This is a genomic window from Streptomyces sp. CC0208 (assembly GCF_003443735.1).
Lineage (GTDB): Bacteria > Actinomycetota > Actinomycetes > Streptomycetales > Streptomycetaceae > Streptomyces > Streptomyces sviceus.
This window is the reverse complement of sequence record NZ_CP031969.1, coordinates 5,512,816-5,532,863: the sequence shown is the minus strand read 5'-3', so window position 1 is coordinate 5,532,863 and position 20,048 is coordinate 5,512,816. Positions and strand designations below refer to the sequence as shown.

Sequence of the window (20,048 nt, the reverse complement as noted above, 5' to 3'; positions counted from 1 at the left end):
ATCTCACCGGTCTCCCCCGGACCGGTGGGTCAGCACATTCACCACCCGCCCGTTCGGATCCCGGACGAAGAAGCGCCGTACGCCCCACTCCTCGTCCCGCAGCTCCCGTACGACCTCCGCGCCCGACGCGAGGACCTGCGCGTACACGGCGTCGACGTCCTCGACCTCCACGCTCAGGTCGGGGACGACGGGGGCGGTGCGCTCCTCGGTGAGGAAGCTGATCTGGGCGGACGGGTTGGCGGGCGACGCCAGCGTCACGACCCACCCCATGTCCATGACCTCCTCGAAACCGAGCAGCCCGTAGAACTCACGGTTGGCGGTCAACGCCTCCCCCGACTCGACGTGGATGTCGGGCACGACCCTGCGGATACTCACGGCAGGCTCCTCGTCTCTCGGCCTTTTCTGACATCGACGTTCCCACAGGACGCCTAGGGGGGTGCCGGGTCGGGTCGTCGGGCGGGTGCGGGTGCGTGGGGGCTGGTCGCGCAGTTCCCCGCGCCCCTAGGTGGGTGCAGTCACCCGAGTCGGAATGGGCCGTGGGCCGTTGGCCGCGTACGGCGGGAAGGGGACGGGGTGGGGGGTGTCCGCCCGCAGCGGCCGGCGTCCGTTACAGAGCCCTGCTCAAGCAGCAGAACCGCCGGACCGAGGACGGACACCCCCCACCCCGGCCCCGACCCCAAACCACACCGCAGGCGCTACACAAGCCCCACCGAGGCCGCGCAGGCCGCCGCAGGCATCAGGGGCGCGGGGAACTGCGCACAAACACCCGCCCCCACCCAACCCGCACCCACATCACGTCGCCGTCAGCGGCTTAGCGATGTCCTCCAACGACCGCCCCTCCGCCCGCACCGCCAAGAACGCCGCCACCAACCCCGCCGCGCACATCAACCCCGCGCCGATCTGGAAGGCCAGCACCGTGTCCCCGACCTTCCCCGTACTCGTCAGGTCGGCGAACAGCAGCGGTCCGCTGATGCCGCCCGCCGCCGTGCCCAGCGCGTAGAAGAACGCGATCGACATGGCCCGCGTCTCCATCGGGAACACCTCGGACACCGTGAGGTAGGCGCTCGACGCCCCCGCCGACGCGAAGAACAGCACCGCACACCAGCACGCCGTCAACGTGGCCGCGCTCAGGGAGCCCCGGTCGAACAGCCACGCCGTCCCGAACAGCAGCAGCCCCGACAGCAGATACGTGGACGAGATCATCACCCGCCGCCCCACCGTGTCGAACAGCTTCCCCAGCAGCAGCGGCCCGCAGAAGTTGCCGATCGCGATGACCGCGAAGTAGTACCCGGTGTCCCCCGTCGGCACGTCGAAGAACGTCGTCAGGATCGCCCCGAAGCCGAACGTGATCGCGTTGTACAGGAACGCCTGCCCGATGAACAGCGAGAACCCCAGCACCGACCGGCGCCGGTAGTCCGAGAACACCGTCCGCGCGATCTCCACGAACGTCACGCTCCGCCGCTGACGGATCGTGAGCTCACCTTCGGGCCGCGGCAGAGCCTCGCCACCCCGCTCCGCCTCCACCCGCTCCTCGATCGAGGAGACGATCCGCTCGGCCTCCTCGTCCCGCCCGTGGATCAGCAGCCACCGCGGACTCTCGGGCACATGCCGTCGCACCAAGAGGATCACGAACGCCAGCACCGCACCCAGCGCGAACGTCAGCCGCCACCCCACGTCCTTCGCGAAGAAGTCCGTGTTCAGCGCGACGATCGACAGCAGCGAGCCGCCCACCGCACCCAGCCAGAAGCTCCCGTTGATCATCAGGTCGACCCGGCCCCGGTACTGCGCCGGGATCAGCTCGTCGATCGCGGAGTTGATCGCCGCGTACTCCCCGCCGATCCCGAACCCGGTCAGGAAGCGGAACAGGAAGAACCACCAGGAGTCGAAGGACACCGCCGTCAGCGCCGTGGCCGCGAGATACACCGCCAGCGTGATCATGAACAGCTTCTTGCGGCCCCACTTGTCCGTCAGCCGCCCCCAGAACAGCGCCCCCACGCACGCGCCCGCCACGTACAGCGCCGCCGCGATACCGGTGACCTGCCCGGAGGAGATCGACAGGCCGCTCCCCGGTTCCGACAGCCGGCTTGCGATGTTGCCGACGACCGTGACCTCCAGGCCGTCGAGGATCCACACGGTGCCGAGTCCGATGACGATCGTCCAGTGCCAGCGTGACCAGGGAAGCCGGTCGAGTCTGGCGGGGATGTCGGTCGTCACGGTGCGGCCGGTACCGGCTTGAGCGGTGGTCACGGAAGGGCCCCCCTCCTCGTCGAGCTCGTCGTCGAGCTCCTCATCGGGCGAACCCCACCCGTGTGCCCGCCACCTGCCCGGTTACGCCCCCAGCGCCCGCGACACCGTGTAGATCAACAACCCCGCGAGGGATCCGACCACCGTGCCGTTGATCCGGATGAACTGCAGGTCGCGGCCGATGTGCGCCTCGATCTTCCGTGTCGTGTGCTCGGCGTCCCAGCCCGCCACCGTGTCCGTGATGAGGGAGGTGATCTCCCGCCGGTAGGTGGTGACCACGTACACCGCGGCCCCCTCCACCCAGCCGTCGACCTTCGCCTGCACCTTCGGGTCGACGGCCATCCGCGCGCCCAGCGACAGCAGCGACGCGCGTACCCGCAGCCGCAGCTCGCTGCGCTCGTCCTCGGCGGCGGAGACGATCATCGACCGTACGGCGGTCCAGGCGGACGCGATCAGGTCCTGCACCTCGCCGCGCCCCAGCACCTCGCCCTTGAGCCGCTCGACCCGCGCGCGGGTGTCCGTGTCGGACTGGAGGTCGGACGCGAAGTCCGTCAGGAACCGGTCAAGCGCTCCGCGCGCCGGATGGGACGGCATGTCCCGCATCTCGGTCACGAACCGCAGCAGCTCCTTGTAGACCCGCTCGCCGACCTTCTTGTCGACGAACCGCGGGGTCCAGCCGGGCGCGCCCCCCTGCACCGCGTCCATGACCTGTTCGTCATGGAGCACGAGCCAGTCGTGGGCCCGGGCCACCACCAGGTCGACGACCCGCCGGTGCCCGCCGTCGGCGACGACCTTGTCCAGCATCTTCCCGATGCCGGGCGCGATCTCCTGGGCGTCGGCCCGCCGCGTGATCGCCTCGCCGACCACGGCCTGGACGTCGGAGTCCCGCAGCACGGTCAGGGCGCCCCTGAGCGCGGCCGACAGCTCCGCCGTGACCCGGTCGGCGTGCTCGGGATCGGCCAACCAGACGCCCAGCCGGCTGCCGATCCCCACGGCCCGCAGCCGCTGTCGTACGACGTCCTCCGAGAGGAAGTTCTCGCCGACGAACTCGCCCAGCGACACCCCCAGCTGGTCCTTCTTGGTGGGGATGATCGCGGTGTGCGGGATGGGCAGGCCGAGGGGGTGGCGGAAGAGGGCGGTGACCGCGAACCAGTCGGCCATCGCACCGACCATGCCGGCCTCGGCGGCCGCGGCGACATAGCCGGCCCAGGGCCCGGCCCCGGAGTTGTCAGCCCACTTGGCGAGGACGTACACCACGGCCACGAACAGCAGCAGCCCGGTCGCGGTGAGCTTCATGCGCCGCACCCCGCGCTGTTTCTCCAGGTCGGCCTCGCTGAAGGTGTTCATCGCACGTACGGCCGAGGCGGGGGCGGCGCGGCTCGTGGACGTCACGGCTCCGTCGCTCCGGGCCTGCGGCTCCACGTCGGCCGGTGCCGTTTCCTCAGGTTTCGTGCGTTCCATCCGCTCCACCGTTCGGTGATCCCTCACACATTGTCCCTTCCTGACCGACTCCTGGAACAGAACAGGAGTTCCCGGCGTCAATCCGGACGAGGGAACCGGAAGGGGGTCTCGTCACTTCTCCCCCGATGCATGCCTCATCATGAGTTCATCAGATCGGAGCCCCGGGCTCCCATCGCCCTAGGAGAACAACACCGCATGACTCGGCGTCATGGTTACGCCCTGCTCGCCGCGATCGTCGCCCTGATCGCGGCCCTGTCCACCGCCCTCTACGTCTCAGTGGCGGCCGACACCGGCACCGCGGACCGGACCTCACTGTCCGGCGCCCGGCCCGCCCGTCCCTCCGCCGCGCCCGCCTCCGCCGGAGTCTGGGTCGGCACCTGGTCCGCCTCCCCGGTCGGCGCCGAACCCGGCACCGGGACCGAGGGCATGACCGGCCGCTCCGTCCGCAACGTCGTCCACACCAGCGTCGGCGGTACGAGTGCCCGTATCACGCTGTCCAATCTCTACGGCCGGACCCCGCTGACCATCACGCACGCGTCACTCGCCCTCGCCGCCGCCCCGGGGACCCCCGCGGCGCAGTCGGGCACCACGCGGCGGCTCACGTTCGCCGGCAACACCACGGTCGTCATCGCGGCGGGCGGGCAGGTGCTCAGCGACGCCGTCACCCTGGCCGTCCCGGCGGGCGCCGACGTCCTCGTCACCACCTACTCCCCCACCCTGTCCGGCCCGGTCACCTACCACCCGACGGCCCGGCAGACCTCGTACGCAGGGCCGGGCGACCTCACCGCCGACGAGACCGGGACGGGGTACACGGAACAGGTCGACCACTGGCGGTATCTCACCGCGCTGGACGTGCTGAGCGACGAGGCCGACGGCACGGTGGTCGCCTTCGGTGACTCGCTGACCGACGGCAAGAACTCCACGGCCAACGCGAACGCCCGCTGGCCGGACTTCCTGAACCGGCGCCTGCGCACCGCGCTCGCCACCGGGCGGGAACTGCCCCGCTACAGCGTCGTCAACGAGGGGATCGGCGGGAACCGGGTCCTCGCGGACGCCCGGGGCCGCCCCCTGGAGAACCAGGCGGGCATCCGCCGCTTCCGGCGGGACGTGCTCGACCGCCCCAACGTCAAGATCGTGGTCATCGACCTCGGCATCAACGACATCCTCCGCACGCCGGGCACCGTCGACCCCCACGAACTCCTCACCGGCCTGCGCGACCTGGTCCGCCAGGCGCACGCGCGCGGCATCAAGGTCGTCGGCGCGACCCTCATGCCCGTCGGCAAGCGCACCACCTGGACCGAGGCCCGCGAGGGCGTCCGCCAGACCGTCAACGCGGAGATCCGTGCGGGCAGGGTCTACGACGCGGTGATCGACTTCGACAGGGCGCTGAGGGATCCCTACGACCCCCGCAGCCTCCGCTCGATGTACGACTCGGGGGACCGGCTCCACCCCAACGACAAGGGGTACGAGCGGATGGCGGACTCGTTCGATCTGGAGTACCTGAAGGGTTCGGCGGCGGCACGTCTGTGACCGCGGGCCGGTGGGGGCCGGTCGCGCCCACGCGGCGGAGCCGCACATCGATACAGCCCCGCACCCGCCCCCGACCGCTCAGTGCTCCCCGCGTCGGAGTTCCCGCGCAGCGGACCGGCGCTCCAGCCGCTGCTGCCGCCGTTCCTCACGGAGCCGCTGCCGCTCGGCCCTGGTGACCTTCCGCTCGACCCCGACGCCGCCCCAGAACGCGAACCCGGTCACGACCACCCGAGGTGCCCCCGGCTCCGCCGGGACACCCTCCTCACGGTGGTCGAACCCGCCCATGATCCCGATCCCGCGCACCACGACCTCGACCCCCGGCGGCACGATCACCTGCATCCCGCCCATGATCGCGACACAGTTGATCTCGACCTCGCCGGCGGCGAAGTTCGCCTCCCGCAGGTCGATGTCCCCGCCGCCCCAGAAGGCGAAGCAGTTGAACCGCCGGGGCACGGTCCACCGCCCCTTGCGCTGGAACCCGGACATCACGGCGACGGCCCACGTCGAGGAGCCTTCGCCGCCGACGATCCGGGACGCCCAACTCCCGTCCTGCTCGGGCCGCTTCAGCATGTCGACCTTGGGAACGGCCACCTGCCCGACCGGCAGGTCCCGGGTGATCGGCGCGAGTTCGCCGTACGTCCGCGCCCGGTACGTGGCGTCCAGCCGTTCCTCGAACTCCTCCATGTCGAGCCGCCCCTCGGCGAGGGCGTCCCGCAGGACCTCGGCGACTCGCTCACGATCGGCGTCGGAGGCACGCAGCTCCGGGAGTTCTTCCGTCATGTGAGGCAGCCTACGAGTTACCTCCCCCCACGGCTACGACACCGCTTTCTCCGCTTCTCCCGCATACATTTTTGCGATCACCGCCTCGATGTCCGGCTCCCGCACCGACAGATCCACCAGGGGATACTCCGCCGCGACCCGCGCCACCAGCGCCGCCGCCGACTCGGACGCCGGGAACGCCAGCCACTGCCGCGGTCCCTCCACCCTCACCACGCGCGCGGGCGCCGCCTCGATCGGCGGCAACTCCCGCTCCAGGTCCACCACCAGGGTGCGCTCGCTCTCGCCCACCTCGTGGAGTCCGGCGAGCGGACCGTCGTACATCAGGCGCCCGTGGTCGATGACCATCACGCGTGAGCAGAGCTGCTCGATGTCCTGGAGGTCGTGGGTGGTCAGCAGGACCGTCGTGCCACGCTCGGTGTTCAACTCCCGCAGGAATCCCCGCACCTTGGCCTTGGAGATGACGTCGAGTCCGATGGTGGGCTCGTCCAGGTACAGCACCTCGGGATCGTGCAGCAGGGCCGCCGCGATGTCGCCCCGCATGCGCTGGCCCAGGGACAGCTGTCGTACCGGGACGTCCAACAGGTCGGCCAGTTCGAGGAGTTCGACGCAGCGGTCGAGGTTCTCGCGGTAACGGGCGTCCGGGATGCGGTACATGCGGTGCATCAGCTTGTAGGAGTCGATCAGCGGGAGGTCCCACCAGAGCGTGGTCCGCTGTCCGAAGACGACCCCGATCCGGTGGGCCAGGCGGGTGCGCTCGCGGGACGGGTCGATGCCGGCCACCCGCAGCCGGCCGCCGGACGGGGTCAGGATGCCCGTCAGCATCTTGATCGTCGTCGACTTGCCGGCACCGTTCGGGCCGATGTACCCGACCATCTCGCCGCGCGCCACGGTGAAGGAGATCGAGTCGACCGCCCGCACCTGGCGCCGCTCCCGTTTGAGGAAACCGGTCTTCTTGCGCACGTCGAAGACCTTCTCGACGCGGTCGAGTTCAATGAAGGCGCCCGTCGCCCCGTCCGCCGCCTGGTCCATCGCCACGTCCACCTCTAACTCCCCGTACTCCGATACGACCCGAGCCCTGCCCGCCACGCGAGCCCCGCCAGCGCGGCGCACGCCACCGCCACCAGCGGCGGGGTGAAGGCCGCCCACCGCGGCAGATCCAGCGGGTACGGCCTGCCCAACACATAAGAGGCCGGCACCCAGTTGACGAAGGCGAGGGGCAGCACGAACGTCACCCCGCGCACGAAGTCCTTCCCGAACACCGTCGGCGGGTACTGCAGCAGGGTCGTACCGCCGTAAGTGAACGCGTTCTGCACCTCGGAGGCGTCCTGCGCGAAGATCTGGAAGGCCGCGCCCGCCACGAACACCGCGCAGAAGATCGCCGCGCCGCTCACCACCATCACCGGCACCAGCAGCACCTTCGCCGCACTCCAGTCGACGTGCACCGAGGTCAGCGCCCACCCCAGCACCACCACGCCCTGGGTGATCCGGCCCAGGCGGCGCACCGCGAAACGGTCCGCGCCGATCTGCGCGAGCACCGGCGCCGGCCGCACCAGCAGGATGTCGAAGGAGCCGTCCCGGATCCGCGAGCCCAGCACGTCCATCGAGCCGAGCACCAGGTCGGCGATCCCGAAGGCGGTCACCGAGAGGCCGTAGAGGAAGGCGATCTCGGGCAGCCCCCAGCCGCCCAGCGAGTCGACCTGCGAGAACATCAGCAGGATCCCGACGAAGTCCAGACCGGTCATCAGCAGGTTGCCGCACATCGTGACGACGAAGGAGGTGCGGTAGGTCATCGCGGACCGGATCCACATGCCGGCGATCAGCCAGTAGGCGCGCACCCCCTCGCCCAGACGGGACGTCTCAGCCACCCTGCACCACCACCCGCCGGGTCGCCGCCGACTGCAGCAGCCGCCCGGCCGCCAGCAGCACCACCGCCCAGGTCGCCTGGAAGGCGTACGCGCCGAATGGGTCGGTCTCCCCCATCAGCACGTCCGCCGGCATCTGGAGCTGCGCCGCCCACGGCAGCGCCCGCACGATGTCGCCCAGCACGCCCGGGAAGGCGTTGAGCGGGAACACTATGCCGGAGCAGAAGACGCCCGTGATCATCACGCCCTGCATGATCCCCATGCCGTCCATCAGCCAGAACACACTCAGAGCCGCCAGATAGCGGATCCCGAAGCTGACGACCATCGCCAGCGCCAGCGCCACGAGCAGGGCCGCCCAGGACATGACGTCGGTGGGCAGCGCCATCGGGAAGAACAGCGCGCCGAACACGAAGGGGATCACGCCCCGCCCGATCAGCTGGAACAGCGCACGGCCCAAGTCGCTCGCCAGCCACCACAGTTGGAGATCGGCCGGGCGGTACAGGTCGACCGCGATCTCACCCGTGCGGATCCGCTCGATCACGTCCTTCTCGGCACCGCCGCCCTGAATGGCCAGCGTCGAGTAGAGACACTGCCCCAGCCAGACGTAGGTGACCGCCTGCGCCTGGTCGTAGCCCCCCAGATGGGGCTTCTCGTCCCACAGCGCGAGATACGTGTAGACGAGGATCACACCGAAGACGGTGTTGGTGAACACCCCCGCGAACGTTGCCGCGCGATATGTCGCGTATCGTCGGAATCCCCCTGCCACGACGGCCGCGTACAACCGCCAGGAACCCACATCAACAGCCCTCCTCGGCCCGCCGGCACCAAAGCGCAGGAGCCTAGTGCGCAGGTGACAGGGCGGGCCACCCATTTTCCCGGCGAGACGCGCGCCATATCCGGGAACGGAACGCAGGGTGCGAGAGTCTTCAACAGGGGACGCAGAAGGCGTACGAGGTCGTACGGGAACGTACGACGCGAAACAGGAGTCCGTGCACGAGATGAGCGACCAGCCGCAGCAGCCGACGACCGAGGGCTGGGCACCGACAGACCCACAGGCGCCCGCAGAGCCCGACGGGAAGAACAAGGCCAAGCGGCCCAAGCGCACCGGCTGGCGACGGCTGATCCCGACCTGGCGCATGCTGCTGGGCACCTTCGTCATCGGACTGATCGCCCTGGCCGGCCTGTTCTTCCTCGGCTACTCCATGGTCAACATCCCGCCGGCCAACGCGCTCGCCATGAAGCAGACCAACGTCTACCTCTACGCCGACGGCAGCCAGCTCGCCCGCGACGGCGAGGTCAACCGCGAGAACGTCTCCCTCGCACAGGTCTCCAAGGACGCCCAGCACGCCGTACTCGCCGCCGAGGACCGCGACTTCTACACCGAGTCCGCGATCGACCCCAAGGCCATGCTCCGCGCCGGCTGGAACACCGCCACCGGCAAGGGCAAGCAGTCCGGCTCCACGATCACCCAGCAGTACGTGAAGAACTACTACCTGGCCCAGGAGCAGACCGTCACCCGCAAGGCCAAGGAGTTCTTCATCTCGATCAAGCTGGACCGCGAGAAGTCCAAGGACCAGATCCTCGAGGGCTACCTCAACACCAGCTACTTCGGCCGCAACGCCTACGGCATCCAGGCCGCCGCCCAGGCCTACTACGGCAAGGACGCCGTCGACCTCGACCCCGCCCACGCCGCCTACCTCGCCGCGCTGGTCAACGCGCCGAGCGAGTACGACGTCGTCGCGCACCCCGAGAACAAGGCGGCGGCCCAGGCCCGCTGGAACTACGTCCTGGACGGCATGGTCAAGAAGGGCTGGCTCGCCCAGTCCGAGCGCACCGGACTGAAGTTCCCGATGCCCAAGGAGCAGACCGTCTCCACCGGCCTGTCCGGGCAGCGCGGCTACATCAAGGACGCGGTCGAGGACTACATCATCAAGAACAAGATCCTCACCAAGGACCAGCTGGAGGCGGGCGGCTACCGCATCACCACCACCCTGGAGAAGAGCAAGCAGGACGCCTTCGTGAAGGCGGTGAACGACCAGGTGATGAAGAAGCTCGACAAGAAGAACAACAAGGCCGACAACTACGTCCGCGCGGGCGGCGCCTCCGTCGACCCGAAGACCGGCAAGGTCGTTGCCGTGTACGGCGGCATCGACTACGTCAAGCAGTACACGAACGGCGCGACCCGAGGCGACTTCCAGGTCGGCTCCATCTTCAAGCCCATCGTGTTCGCCTCAGCCGTCCAGAACCACTCCGAGACCCAGGACGGCGAGCTCATCACCCCCAACACCTACTACGACGGCACCAACAGGCGGCCGGTCGTCGGGTGGAACGGCGGCACCTACGCCCCCGAGAACGAGGACCAGGACTCCTACGGCGACATCACCGTCCGCGAGGCCACCAACAGGTCCGTCAACTCGGTGTACGCGCAGATGGCCGTCGACGTCGGCTCCGACAAGGTCAAGCGGACCGCGATCGACCTGGGCATCCCCTCCGACACCCCCGACCTGACGGCGTCCCCGTCCATCGCGCTCGGCGTGAACACCGCGAGCGTCCTCGACATGGCGGAGGCCTACGCCACCCTCGCCAACCACGGCCGGCACGGCACGTACACGATGATCGACAAGATCACCAGGGACGGCGAGGACACCGTCGAGCTGCCCCGGCAGAAGACCGAGCAGGCCGTCAGCCGCGAGGCCGCCGACACCACCACCTCGATCCTCCAGAGCGTCGTCGAGAACGGCACCGCCACCGCCGCCCAGGGCGCGGACCGCCCCGCCGCGGGCAAGACCGGCACCGCCGAGGAGGACACCGCGGCCTGGTTCGCCGGCTACACCCCCGAACTCGCCACGGTCGTCTCCGTCATGGGCCAGGACCCGGTGACCGCCGCGCACAAGTCGCTGTACGGCGCGATGGGCCTGCAGCGCGTCAACGGCGGCGGACCGCCCGCCGAGATCTGGGCGCAGTACACCAAGGCCGCCCTCAAGGGGAAGCCGGCCGGCGAGTTCGACCTCGAACTCCAGGAGGGCGCCGAGGAGCAGGCCCCCAGCAGCCAGGCCCCCGTCGACCCGACCACGGGCGGCCAGGACGACGGCGGCACCACGGGCGACACCACCGGCGGCCAGGACACCGAGGGCCAGACCGAGGGGCCGACCCGGGGCCAGGACAACGGCGGCACGACCACGACCGGCGGCAACACCACGACGGGCGGCACCACCGGGGGCACGACCGACGGCGGCACGACCACGGGCGGGACCACGGGGGGCACCAACAACGGCGGCACCACGACCGACGGCGGCACCACCGACGGCGGCGCGACGGGCGAGACGACCGGCGGCACCACCGGAGACACACCGAGCGGCGGGGCGACGACGGAGGGCGCGGGCCTGGTGAGCACGTCCAGACGGGACTGACCGTCCCGCGACACGGCGAAAGGGGCCGGTGACGTCGTCACCGGCCCCTTTCGGACCGCTGCCTACAGGTACAGGCCCGTCGAGTCCTCGGAGCCCTCGAACCGGTCGGCCGCCACGGCGTGCAGATCACGCTCACGCATGAGGACGTAACCGGTCCCGCGCACCTCGACCTCGGCCCGGTCCTCCGGGTCGTACAGCACCCGGTCACCCGGCTCCACGGTCCGTACGTTCTGCCCCACGGCGACGACCTCGGCCCAGGCCAGCCGGCGTCCGACGGCCGCGGTGGCGGGAATGAGGATGCCGCCTCCCGACCTCCGCTCGCCCTCACCGTTCTCCTGCCGCACGAGTACGCGGTCGTGCAGCATCCGGATGGGCAGCTTGTCCTGCGGGGTGTCGTTTCTCTTGGCGCTCACGCCACTGAACCTACCTGTCCTCGACGCCCGTGTACGCGGCCGGGTCAGCCCTTGCGGCGCCGGGTTCCCAGGGCGAGCAGCCCCACGAGTCCCACGGCGACGAGAGCGACGGGCAGGACACGCTCCAGGCGAGGAGCGCCCTCCTCGTCCACGAACTGGGCCTTCACGTCCGTGACCGCCTTGTTGACGGAGACGTACGCCCGCCCGAGCGTGTGGTCGATGTTGGAGACGACTTTGGCCTTGGCGTCGCCGACGATCGTCTTCGGGTGCACCCGCACCCCGATCTCGTCGAGCGTGTCTGCCAGCACCTCGCGGCGGCGCTTGATGTCCGCCTCGATCTGCGCCGGGGTTCTGATGTCCGACGTGTCCGCCACGGTAGAGCCTCCGGGGTCGCTGCTACTTGTCCTGGACAGTCTGTCAGTTCCGCCCGCGCCCGCACTGTCAGGACCCCCGGTTAGGCTGACCCAATGAGCGAGCGACTCCAGCCCGGGGACGTGGCCCCCGCCTTCACCCTCCCCGACGCCGACGGCCACGACGTGTCCCTCTCCGCCCACAAGGGCCGCAAGGTCATCGTCTACTTCTACCCGGCCGCCCTGACCCCCGGCTGCACGAAGCAGGCCTGCGACTTCACCGACAACCTGGAGGTGCTGGCCGGCGCGGGCTACGACGTCATCGGCATCTCCCCGGACGCCCCGGAGAAGCTGGCGAAGTTCCGCGAGGAGGAATCCCTCAAGGTCACCCTCCTCGCCGACCCGGACAAGACCGTCACCGAGGCCTACGGCGCCTACGGCGAGAAGAAGAACTACGGCAAGACCTACATGGGCGTCATCCGCTCCACGATCATCGTGGACGAGGAGGGCAAGGTCGAACGGGCCCTGTACAACGTCCGGGCGACGGGCCATGTGGCGAAGATCATCAAGGACCTGGGTATCTGAGCCCCACGTCCCCCTGCCGAACGGCTCGCACCGGAACACCCGGGGCGAGCCGCTTTACGTTTCGGGCGTGACTGTCCGATAAGCGGTTCGTTACTCCGTACGAGGTCGCGAACATGCGGTCGGGGACGGAGGGGGTTCGGTGGGGGCCAGTGCGTACACCAAGGAGCGGATGGAGGAGGCGGCTCGGGGGGCTCGGACGTTGTCGGAGGCTTGCGAAAGGTTGGGGGTGGATCCCAAGAGCTGGAAGCGCCGGTATGTGCACGAGCGGATGAAGAAGCTGGGAGTGGACGTCTCGCACTTCGAGCGGGAGGGCGTCAAGTGGACAAGAGAAGTCCTGGAACCAGTGGTCGCCGTGTCGACAAGCGTCAACGAGGTCCTACGGCGGCTCGGGCTGGGGATGGTCGGCGGCCACCACACGAACATCTCGCGCCGCATCAAGGCACACGGCATCGACACCTCCCACTTCTCGCTGGTGGTTCGTACGGAGCGGCAGCGGTACAACCAGCGACGCCGGACCGCCCAGGAGATCCTCGTCGAGGACACCTCGGCCGATGCCCGACGGGTACCGAGCAGCCGCCTGAAGCGAGCGATGCGCGAGGAGGGGGTGGATGAGCGATGCGCCCTATGTGGGATCGAGGGCGTGTGGCTCGGGGAGCCGCTCCCGCTGGAGGTCGACCACATCGACGGTAACTGGCGGAACAATCGCATCGGAAACCTGCGGCTGCTGTGTCCCAACTGCCACTCGACAACGGACAGTTACCGGGGTCGCGGGAAGGGGCGCGCCGCATGACCAGCGGTACGCACTACACCCGCGAGCGGCTGACCGAGGCGGCAGCCCGGTGTTCCGACCTCGACCAGGTCATCGCCTTCTTCGGCACCCGGCCATATGGCTATCTGCGCAAGTACCTCACAAAGCGATTCGCCCACTTCGACATCGACATCTCGCACTTCCGCCCGTGCGGCAGATCCGCCCGGCCCACCCCCGACGAACTACGGACGGCAGTTGCCGAGTCGACTTCGCTGGCAGAGGTACTGCGCCACTTGGACCGCGCGGACAATGGTGCGCAGAGACGGAAGCTGCGTGAATGGATCGCCGACGATCACCTCACGACGGCACACTTCTTGGGCCAGGCGCACCAGCGGGGAAGACCGGCCCCGAACGCCAAGCCCCATGACGAGGTGCTGGTTCAGCACGAGAACGGACACCGAACGGCGACAAAGCTCCTACGCCGCGCCCTGAACGAAGTCGGAGTACCCGAGAAGTGCGCACGGTGCGGTGTCGGACCCGAGTGGTTCGGCAGGCCCATGACCCTGGAGATCGATCACATCAATGGAGACTGGAGCGATGACCGGCGCGAGAATCTGCGCCTGCTGTGCCCCAACTGCCACGCGATCACCAGCACCTGGTGCAGGGGAGGCGGAAAGCGGCGAGCGGCTCCCGGTACGATGGCAGGCGGCTAGCGGCGGTGGCGCAACGGCGACGCAGCAGGTTTAGGTCCTGTGGCCCTTGATCGGGCTTGAGGGTTCGAATCCCTTCCGCCGCACCTAAACGGCCTGCGAATCGAGCATCGATGCGCAGGCCGTGTCCGCTTCTACCTCAGCCCAACAACTCCCGCACCACCGGCACCAGCGCCCGGAACGCCTGCCCCCGGTGGCTGATCGCGTTCTTCTCCTCGGCGCTCAGTTCGGCGCACGTCCGTGTCTCGCCCTCCGGCTGGAGGATCGGGTCGTAGCCGAAGCCGTTCGTGCCTACCGGGGTGTGACGCAGGACGCCCCGCAGCCGGCCCTCGACGACCCGCTCCGTGCCGTCCGGCAGGGCGAGTGCCGCCGCGCAGGCGAAGTGGGCGCCTCGGTGTTCGTCGGCGATGTCCGAGAGCTGGGCCAGGAGCAGTTCCAGGTTGGCCTTGTCGTCTCCGTGGCGTCCCGACCAGCGGGCCGAGAAGATGCCGGGAGCGCCGTTCAGGACGTCCACGCAGAGCCCCGAGTCGTCGGCGACCGCCGGCAACCCCGTGGCCTGGGCCAGGGCGTGGGCCTTCAGGAGGGCGTTCTCGGCGAAGGTGACGCCGGTTTCCTTGACGTCGGGGATCTCGGGGTACGCGTCCGCGCCGACGAGGTCGAAGGGCAGACCTGCGTCGGCGAGGATCGCGTGGAGCTCGGTGATTTTGCCGGCGTTGCGGGTGGCGAGGATCAGGCGGGTCATGCCACCAGTATTACGGCGTGCAGACCTTGGTCAGTTCGCCGGCCGCGTCGGTGACGGGGCTCAGGTCGGGGGTCTCGTCGCCGTTCTTGACCGCCGTACGGACGTTGGACACGGCGGAGTTGAGGTGGTCGACCGCCTGGTTGACGTCGGCGTTGTCGGTCTTGTCGCCGATCTCGTCGAGGTTCTGGTCGATGGCGGCGAGGGCCTCGTCGATCTGGGTGGGGTCGTTCGACGCGTTCTCCACGGCCTGCTGGAGGTCGGTGACGCTGTCGGCGACGGCCTCGGCGGTCTGGACGCAGTCCAGGGCCTTGCTGACGGCGTCGCAGCCGGTGGTGAGGCCGGCCGTGAGCGCTACGGCGGCCACCGCGGCGGCGATGGTGATAGGGCGACTTCGGCGGCGTCGGCTCGCGGCCATGGATCTGTTCCTCCCTGTGGCAGGCCTCGGGAGGCCCCCGTTGACTGGCCGGGCGCCCCTTGTGCACAGCGGGCGCCCGTACTCCCGAAGACGCTGGGACGGCGGGTCGGGTTGCGCGCGCCGGCCACCGTTCTTGGCGGTCCCTTTACCTTTCGAGGACCGTATCGAGCGCCTTGCTCTGCAGGACGGTGAGTTCCGAGCAGCCCAGGACCGCGAGGTCGAGGAGGGAGTTGAGCTCGTCGCGGGCGAAGGGCTCGGCCTCGGCGGTGCCCTGGACCTCGACGAAGCGGCCGTCGCCGGTGCAGACGACGTTCATGTCGGTCTCGGCGCGGACGTCCTCCTCGTAGCAGAGGTCCAGCAAGGGCACCCCTCCCACGATGCCCACCGAGACGGCGGACACGGTTCCGGTCAGCGGGCGGCGGCCGGCCTTGATCAGTTTCTTGCCCTGGGCCCAGGCGACGGCGTCGGCGAGGGCAACGTAGGCGCCGGTGATGGCGGCGGTGCGGGTGCCGCCATCGGCCTGGAGGACGTCGCAGTCGAGGACGATGGTGTTCTCGCCGAGCGCCTTGTAGTCGATGACCGCGCGCAGGGAGCGGCCGATGAGGCGGCTGATCTCGTGCGTGCGGCCGCCGATCTTGCCGCGGACGGACTCGCGGTCGCCGCGGGTGTTGGTGGCGCGGGGCAGCATGGAGTACTCGGCGGTCACCCAGCCCTCGCCGCTGCCCTTGCGCCAGCGGGGGACTCCTTCGGTGACGGAGGCGGTGCAGAAGACCTTGGTGTCGCCGAAGGAGACGAGGACGGAGCCCTCGGCGTGCTTGCTCCAGCCGCGTTCGATGGTGACCGGGCGGAGTTGTTCGGGGGTGCGGCCGTCGATTCGAGACATGGCGTCGAGCCTATCGGCCTCCCGGGTGGGCTTTCGGCGCGCTCAGCTCACATCATGTCCTCGATCTCGGCGGCGATCGGGTCGGCGTCGGTGCCGATGACGACCTGGATGGCGGTGCCCATCTTGACGACGCCGTGGGCGCCGGCGGCCTTGAGGGCGGCTTCGTCGACTAGGGCCGCGTCGTGGACCTCGGTGCGCAGGCGCGTGATGCAGCCCTCGATCTCGTCGATGTTGCCGATGCCGCCGAGTCCGGCGACGATCTTCTCTGCCTTGGTGGCCATGTCGTTCTCCTCCTGCACAGGTGGCCCAACTTCGCGGGCGATTGCGCTGTACGTACCGAAAGATGACGTCACAGCAACCATCGTCCGTGACTGGTCTACACCACCCGACAGGCGGTCGCCAACTGATGAGTTCAGAGACGGAGATCTCACCCGCGCGCCGGCGGTGGCAGTCGGCGTTCCAGGGGTTGCAGAAGATGGGCCGCAGTCTTCAGCTGCCCATCGCCGTGCTGCCGGCCGCGGGCATCCTCAACCGGCTCGGACAGCCGGACGTGTTCGGGGACGACGGTCTTGGCTGGACGAACGTCTCCAAGGTGATGGCGGGTGCGGGTGGGGCCCTGCTCGACGGTCAGCTGGGGCTGCCGTTGCTGTTCTGTGTGGGTGTGGCCATCGGGATGGCGAAGAAGTCGGACGGGTCGACGGCGCTGGCGGCGGTGGCCGGATTCCTCGTCTACTACTCGGTGTTGAGGCAGTTCCCGGAGGACTGTCCGAGCGGGGCGAAGGCTGTGCAGGGCATCGGGTGCCAGGCGACGGTGGACCAGACGGTGGTGGCGTTCACCTACCAGAATCCGGGGGTGTTCGGCGGCATCGTGATGGGGCTGCTGACGGCGTTCTTCTGGCAGCGGTACCACCGCACGAAGCTGGTGGACTGGCTCGGGTTCTTCAACGGGCGGCGGTTGGTGCCGATCATCATGGCGTTCGTGGCGATCGTGTTCGCCGCGCTGTGCCTGTGGGTGTGGCCGCCGATCGGTGACGGTCTCGAGAGCTTCAGCGACTGGCTGAAGGGCGCGGGGGCGTGGGGTTCGGGGCTGTTCGGTGTGGCGAACCGGGCGTTGCTGGTGATCGGGCTGCACCAGTTCCTGAACGTGCCCATCTGGTTCCAGTTCGGGACGTACACCAAGCCGGACGGCACCGAGGTGCACGGCGACATCAACATGTTCCTGGCGGGGGATCCGAACGCGGGGCAGTTCACCTCGGGGTTCTTCCCGATCATGATGTTCGCGCTGCCGGCGGCGGCGCTGGCGATCACGCACTGTGCAAGGCCGGGGCGGCGCAAGGAGATCGGCGGCCTGATGCTCTCCGTGGCCCTGACGTCCTTCGTGACGGGGATCACCGAGCCGATCGAGTACTCGTTCCTGTTCGTCGCGCCGCTGCTGTACGTGGTGCACGCGGTGTTGACGGGGGTGTCGATGGCGGTGACGTGGGGGCTGGGGGTGCATGACGGTTTCAGCTTCTCGGCCGGTCTCATCGACTACGTCATCAACTGGAACCTCGCGACGAGACCGTGGGCGATCGTGCCGATCGGCCTGTGTTTCGCGGTCCTCTACTACGTGATCTTCCGGTTCGCGATCACGAAGTTCGACCTCAAGACGCCGGGCCGGGAGCCCGAGGAGGAGGTCGAGGACGTCACCCAGGTGTAGTCCTCCGGTTGCAGAACTGACGGGTTCCTTATAACGCCCCCATCGTGTACAACAGGTCTACACCACTGAGTGGTGTAGACCACCACCCGATGGAGGAAGCGTCATGAGCACCGCCACCGAGACAACGGCGGCCCCCGCCAAGAAGCGGGGAGCCGGTCTTATCCAAGGCCTGCAGAAGGTCGGCCGAAGCCTGCAGCTCCCGATCGCCGTGTTGCCGGCGGCGGGGATCCTGCTCCGGTTCGGCCAGCCCGATGTGTTCGGCAAGGACGGCTTCGGCTGGGACAAGGTCGCGTCCGTGTTCGCCACCGCCGGTGGCGCGATCTTCGACAACCTGCCGCTGCTGTTCTGTATCGGTGTCGCCATCGGCTTCGCCAAGAAGTCCGACGGCTCCACCGCGCTGGCCGCCGTGGTCGGCTTCCTGGTCTACAGCAACGTGCTGAAGGCCTTCCCGGTGACCGAGGCGAAGGTCCAGGCCGGTGCGGACATAGCCGCGACCTACAACAACCCCGGTGTCCTCGGCGGCATCATCATGGGTCTGCTGTCCGCCGTGCTGTGGCAGCGCTTCCACCGCACCAAGCTGGTGGACTGGCTCGGCTTCTTCAACGGCCGCCGCCTGGTGCCGATCATCATGGCCTTCGTCGGTACCCTCATGGGCGTCTTCTTCGGTCTGGTCTGGGAGCCGATCGGTGAGGTCATCTCCAACTTCGGCGAGTGGATGACCGGCCTCGGCGCCTTCGGTGCGGGGCTGTTCGGTCTGATCAACCGCGCCCTGATCCCCATCGGCATGCACCAGTTCGTGAACTCCGTCGCCTGGTTCCAGATCGGCGACTTCAAGGACGCCACGGGCGCCGTCGTGCACGGTGACCTGACCCGCTTCTTCGCCGGTGACCCGACGGCCGGCCAGTTCATGGCGGGCTTCTTCCCGATCATGATGTTCGGTCTGCCGGCCGCCGCGATCGCGATCGCCCACTCCGCCCGCCCCGAGCGCCGCAAGGCCGTGATGGGCATGATGATCTCGCTCGCGCTGACCTCCTTCGTGACGGGTGTGACCGAGCCGATCGAGTTCTCGTTCATGTTCATCGCGCCGGTGCTCTACGCGATCCACGCGGTCCTGACCGCCGTCTCCATGGCGGTGACCTGGGCGCTGGGAGTCCACGCGGGCTTCACCTTCTCCGCGGGCGTCATCGACTACGGGCTGAACTGGAACCTGGCCACGAAGCCCTGGCTGATCATCCCGATCGGCCTGGTCTTCGGCGCCATCTACTACGCCGTCTTCCGCTTCGCCATCGTCAAGTTCAACCTCCCCACCCCGGGCCGCGAGCCCGATGAGGAGATCGAGGACCTCACGAAGGCGTGAGAACCCGCTGACGCACGCGAAGGCCCCCGGAGCCCTGAACCGCTCCGGGGGCCTTCGCCATGTCGTAGGGGCTAGATCTCGTACGACTGCCTCGGCGTCGCCAGGGACACCGTGCCGTCGAAGACCGCGCGCGCGTCGGCGAGGTTGACCTGGGGGTCGGTCCACGGGGGGATGTGGGTGAGGACCAGGCGGCGGGCGCCTGCCCGGGTCGCGGTCTCACCCGCCTCGCGGCCGTTGAGGTGCAGGTCGGGGATGTTCTCCTTGCCGTGCGTGAAGGCGGCCTCGCACAGGAACAGGTCGGTGTCGCGGGCGAGTTCGGTCAGGGCGGGGCTCAGACCCGTGTCGCCGGAGTACGTCAGGGACTTCCCGCCGTGCTCGACGCGGATGCCGTACGCCTCCACCGGGTGCGCCACTCGTTCCGTGTGGACCGTGAACGGGCCGATGTCGAAGGTGGACGGCTTGACCGTGTGGAAGTCGAAGACCTCGCTCATGGAGGAGGCGGTGGGGGTGTCGGCGTAGGCCGTGGTCAGACGGTGTTCGGTGCCTTCGGGGCCGTAGACCGGGATGGGGTCGCAGCGGCCGCCGTCGTGGCGGTAGTAGCGCGCGACGAAGTACGCGCACATGTCGATGCAGTGGTCGGCGTGCAGATGGCTGAGGAAGATCGCGTCGAGGTCGTAGAGACCGCAGTGGCGCTGCAGCTCGCCAAGGGCACCGTTGCCCATGTCGAGAAGCAGCCGGAAGCCGTCGGCCTCGACGAGGTAGCTCGAGCAGGCCGATTCCGCGGACGGGAACGACCCCGAGCAGCCGACGACGGTGAGCTTCATAAAAAAGAAACCTCCGCTGGCGGGAACTTTTCTGG

General features: G+C 69.0%; 21 protein-coding genes and 1 tRNA gene. 8 read left to right on the top strand and 14 right to left on the bottom strand.

Annotated features, from left to right (window positions below):
* Positions 1–3 precede the first annotated feature (3 nt).
* The 3 genes from D1369_RS25450 to D1369_RS25440 all read right to left on the bottom strand — a co-directional run bounded on the left by D1369_RS25450 (position 4) and on the right by D1369_RS25440 (position 3,705).
* Entirely contained in the window at positions 4–375 is a 372-nt protein-coding gene (locus tag D1369_RS25450; RefSeq protein WP_037900195.1) for a VOC family protein, read from the bottom strand.
* Between the two features lie 417 nt (positions 376–792).
* The gene (locus D1369_RS25445) at positions 793–2,247 is read right to left on the bottom strand and encodes an MFS transporter (protein WP_007382333.1); all 1,455 of its coding nucleotides are present in this window, start codon (positions 2,245–2,247) and stop codon (positions 793–795) included.
* 81 nt (positions 2,248–2,328) lie between these two features.
* Entirely contained in the window at positions 2,329–3,705 is a 1,377-nt protein-coding gene (locus tag D1369_RS25440; protein WP_237557629.1) for a DUF445 domain-containing protein, read from the bottom strand.
* Between the two features lie 195 nt (positions 3,706–3,900).
* Between D1369_RS25440 and D1369_RS25435 the strand changes: the two genes are divergently transcribed.
* Positions 3,901–5,235, top strand: coding sequence for an SGNH/GDSL hydrolase family protein (locus tag D1369_RS25435; protein ID WP_037900196.1), 1,335 nt, complete (start codon positions 3,901–3,903; stop codon positions 5,233–5,235).
* A 78-nt stretch (positions 5,236–5,313) separates the two neighbouring features.
* On the opposite strand, the gene D1369_RS25430 is transcribed toward D1369_RS25435, so the two are convergent.
* The 4 genes from D1369_RS25430 to D1369_RS25415 are packed head-to-tail and all read right to left on the bottom strand — an operon-like array spanning position 5,314 to position 8,673.
* Positions 5,314–6,015 (bottom strand): DUF1707 domain-containing protein, encoded by a 702-nt coding sequence (locus tag D1369_RS25430; protein WP_007382336.1) that lies wholly within the window; start codon positions 6,013–6,015, stop codon positions 5,314–5,316.
* Between the two features lie 33 nt (positions 6,016–6,048).
* Entirely contained in the window at positions 6,049–7,044 is a 996-nt protein-coding gene (locus D1369_RS25425) for an ATP-binding cassette domain-containing protein (protein ID WP_037903356.1), read from the bottom strand.
* Positions 7,045–7,058: 14 nt separating this feature from the next.
* Positions 7,059–7,880 carry an ABC transporter permease gene (locus D1369_RS25420; protein ID WP_007382338.1) on the bottom strand — a complete coding sequence of 274 codons (822 nt, stop codon included), beginning with the start codon at positions 7,878–7,880 and terminating at the stop codon, positions 7,059–7,061.
* On the bottom strand, positions 7,873–8,673 hold the full coding sequence (locus tag D1369_RS25415) for an ABC-2 family transporter protein (RefSeq protein WP_007382339.1): 801 nt from the start codon (positions 8,671–8,673) through the stop codon (positions 7,873–7,875). The genes D1369_RS25420 and D1369_RS25415 overlap by 8 nt, the downstream gene beginning before the upstream one ends.
* Before the next feature lie 202 nt (positions 8,674–8,875).
* On the opposite strand from D1369_RS25415, the gene D1369_RS25410 reads away from it, so the two are divergent.
* A complete protein-coding gene (locus D1369_RS25410) occupies positions 8,876–11,287 on the top strand; it encodes a transglycosylase domain-containing protein (protein WP_037900199.1) in 2,412 nt (803 codons plus the stop codon).
* A gap of 62 nt (positions 11,288–11,349) precedes the next feature.
* Here the strand turns inward: D1369_RS25410 and D1369_RS25405 are convergent, their stop codons facing one another.
* Both D1369_RS25405 and D1369_RS25400 read right to left on the bottom strand, forming a co-directional pair.
* Positions 11,350–11,700 (bottom strand): co-chaperone GroES, encoded by a 351-nt coding sequence (locus tag D1369_RS25405; protein WP_007382341.1) that lies wholly within the window; start codon positions 11,698–11,700, stop codon positions 11,350–11,352.
* A gap of 44 nt (positions 11,701–11,744) precedes the next feature.
* Positions 11,745–12,074, bottom strand: a complete 330-nt coding sequence (locus tag D1369_RS25400; RefSeq protein ID WP_007382342.1) for a DUF3618 domain-containing protein — start codon at positions 12,072–12,074, stop codon at positions 11,745–11,747.
* 93 nt (positions 12,075–12,167) lie between these two features.
* Here D1369_RS25400 and bcp point away from each other — a divergent pair, with 93 nt between their 5' ends.
* From bcp to D1369_RS25380, 4 genes are all read left to right on the top strand, one after another.
* Positions 12,168–12,635 carry a thioredoxin-dependent thiol peroxidase gene (gene bcp, locus D1369_RS25395; protein WP_007382343.1) on the top strand — a complete coding sequence of 156 codons (468 nt, stop codon included), beginning with the start codon at positions 12,168–12,170 and terminating at the stop codon, positions 12,633–12,635.
* 139 nt (positions 12,636–12,774) lie between these two features.
* Complete coding sequence (locus D1369_RS25390) at positions 12,775–13,425, top strand: HNH endonuclease signature motif containing protein (RefSeq protein WP_007382344.1); 651 nt, start codon at positions 12,775–12,777, stop codon at positions 13,423–13,425.
* Positions 13,422–14,096, top strand: coding sequence for an HNH endonuclease (locus D1369_RS25385; protein ID WP_037900202.1), 675 nt, complete (start codon positions 13,422–13,424; stop codon positions 14,094–14,096). The genes D1369_RS25390 and D1369_RS25385 overlap by 4 nt, the downstream gene beginning before the upstream one ends.
* Positions 14,096–14,179, top strand: a tRNA-Leu gene (locus tag D1369_RS25380). Before D1369_RS25385 ends, D1369_RS25380 begins: the two co-directional genes overlap by 1 nt.
* 53 nt (positions 14,180–14,232) lie before the next feature.
* On the opposite strand, the gene rdgB is transcribed toward D1369_RS25380, so the two are convergent.
* From rdgB to D1369_RS25360, 4 genes are all read right to left on the bottom strand, one after another.
* Positions 14,233–14,835, bottom strand: a complete 603-nt coding sequence (rdgB, locus tag D1369_RS25375; protein ID WP_007382346.1) for an RdgB/HAM1 family non-canonical purine NTP pyrophosphatase — start codon at positions 14,833–14,835, stop codon at positions 14,233–14,235.
* Between the two features lie 10 nt (positions 14,836–14,845).
* Complete coding sequence (locus tag D1369_RS25370) at positions 14,846–15,250, bottom strand: hypothetical protein (RefSeq protein ID WP_007382347.1); 405 nt, start codon at positions 15,248–15,250, stop codon at positions 14,846–14,848.
* A 145-nt stretch (positions 15,251–15,395) separates the two neighbouring features.
* Entirely contained in the window at positions 15,396–16,133 is a 738-nt protein-coding gene (rph, locus tag D1369_RS25365; protein WP_007382348.1) for a ribonuclease PH, read from the bottom strand.
* 47 nt (positions 16,134–16,180) lie between these two features.
* The gene (locus tag D1369_RS25360; protein ID WP_007382349.1) at positions 16,181–16,414 is read right to left on the bottom strand and encodes a PTS glucose/sucrose transporter subunit IIB; all 234 of its coding nucleotides are present in this window, start codon (positions 16,412–16,414) and stop codon (positions 16,181–16,183) included.
* A 125-nt stretch (positions 16,415–16,539) separates the two neighbouring features.
* On the opposite strand from D1369_RS25360, the gene D1369_RS25355 reads away from it, so the two are divergent.
* On the top strand, positions 16,540–17,832 hold the full coding sequence (locus D1369_RS25355) for a PTS transporter subunit EIIC (RefSeq protein ID WP_037900206.1): 1,293 nt from the start codon (positions 16,540–16,542) through the stop codon (positions 17,830–17,832).
* Between the two features lie 103 nt (positions 17,833–17,935).
* Positions 17,936–19,189: a PTS transporter subunit EIIC gene (locus D1369_RS25350; RefSeq protein ID WP_118082621.1), complete on the top strand. Its 1,254-nt coding sequence runs from the start codon at positions 17,936–17,938 to the stop codon at positions 19,187–19,189.
* Between the two features lie 71 nt (positions 19,190–19,260).
* On the opposite strand, the gene D1369_RS25345 is transcribed toward D1369_RS25350, so the two are convergent.
* Positions 19,261–20,013 (bottom strand): MBL fold metallo-hydrolase, encoded by a 753-nt coding sequence (locus D1369_RS25345; protein WP_007382352.1) that lies wholly within the window; start codon positions 20,011–20,013, stop codon positions 19,261–19,263.
* Between the last annotated feature and the right edge of the window lie 35 nt (positions 20,014–20,048).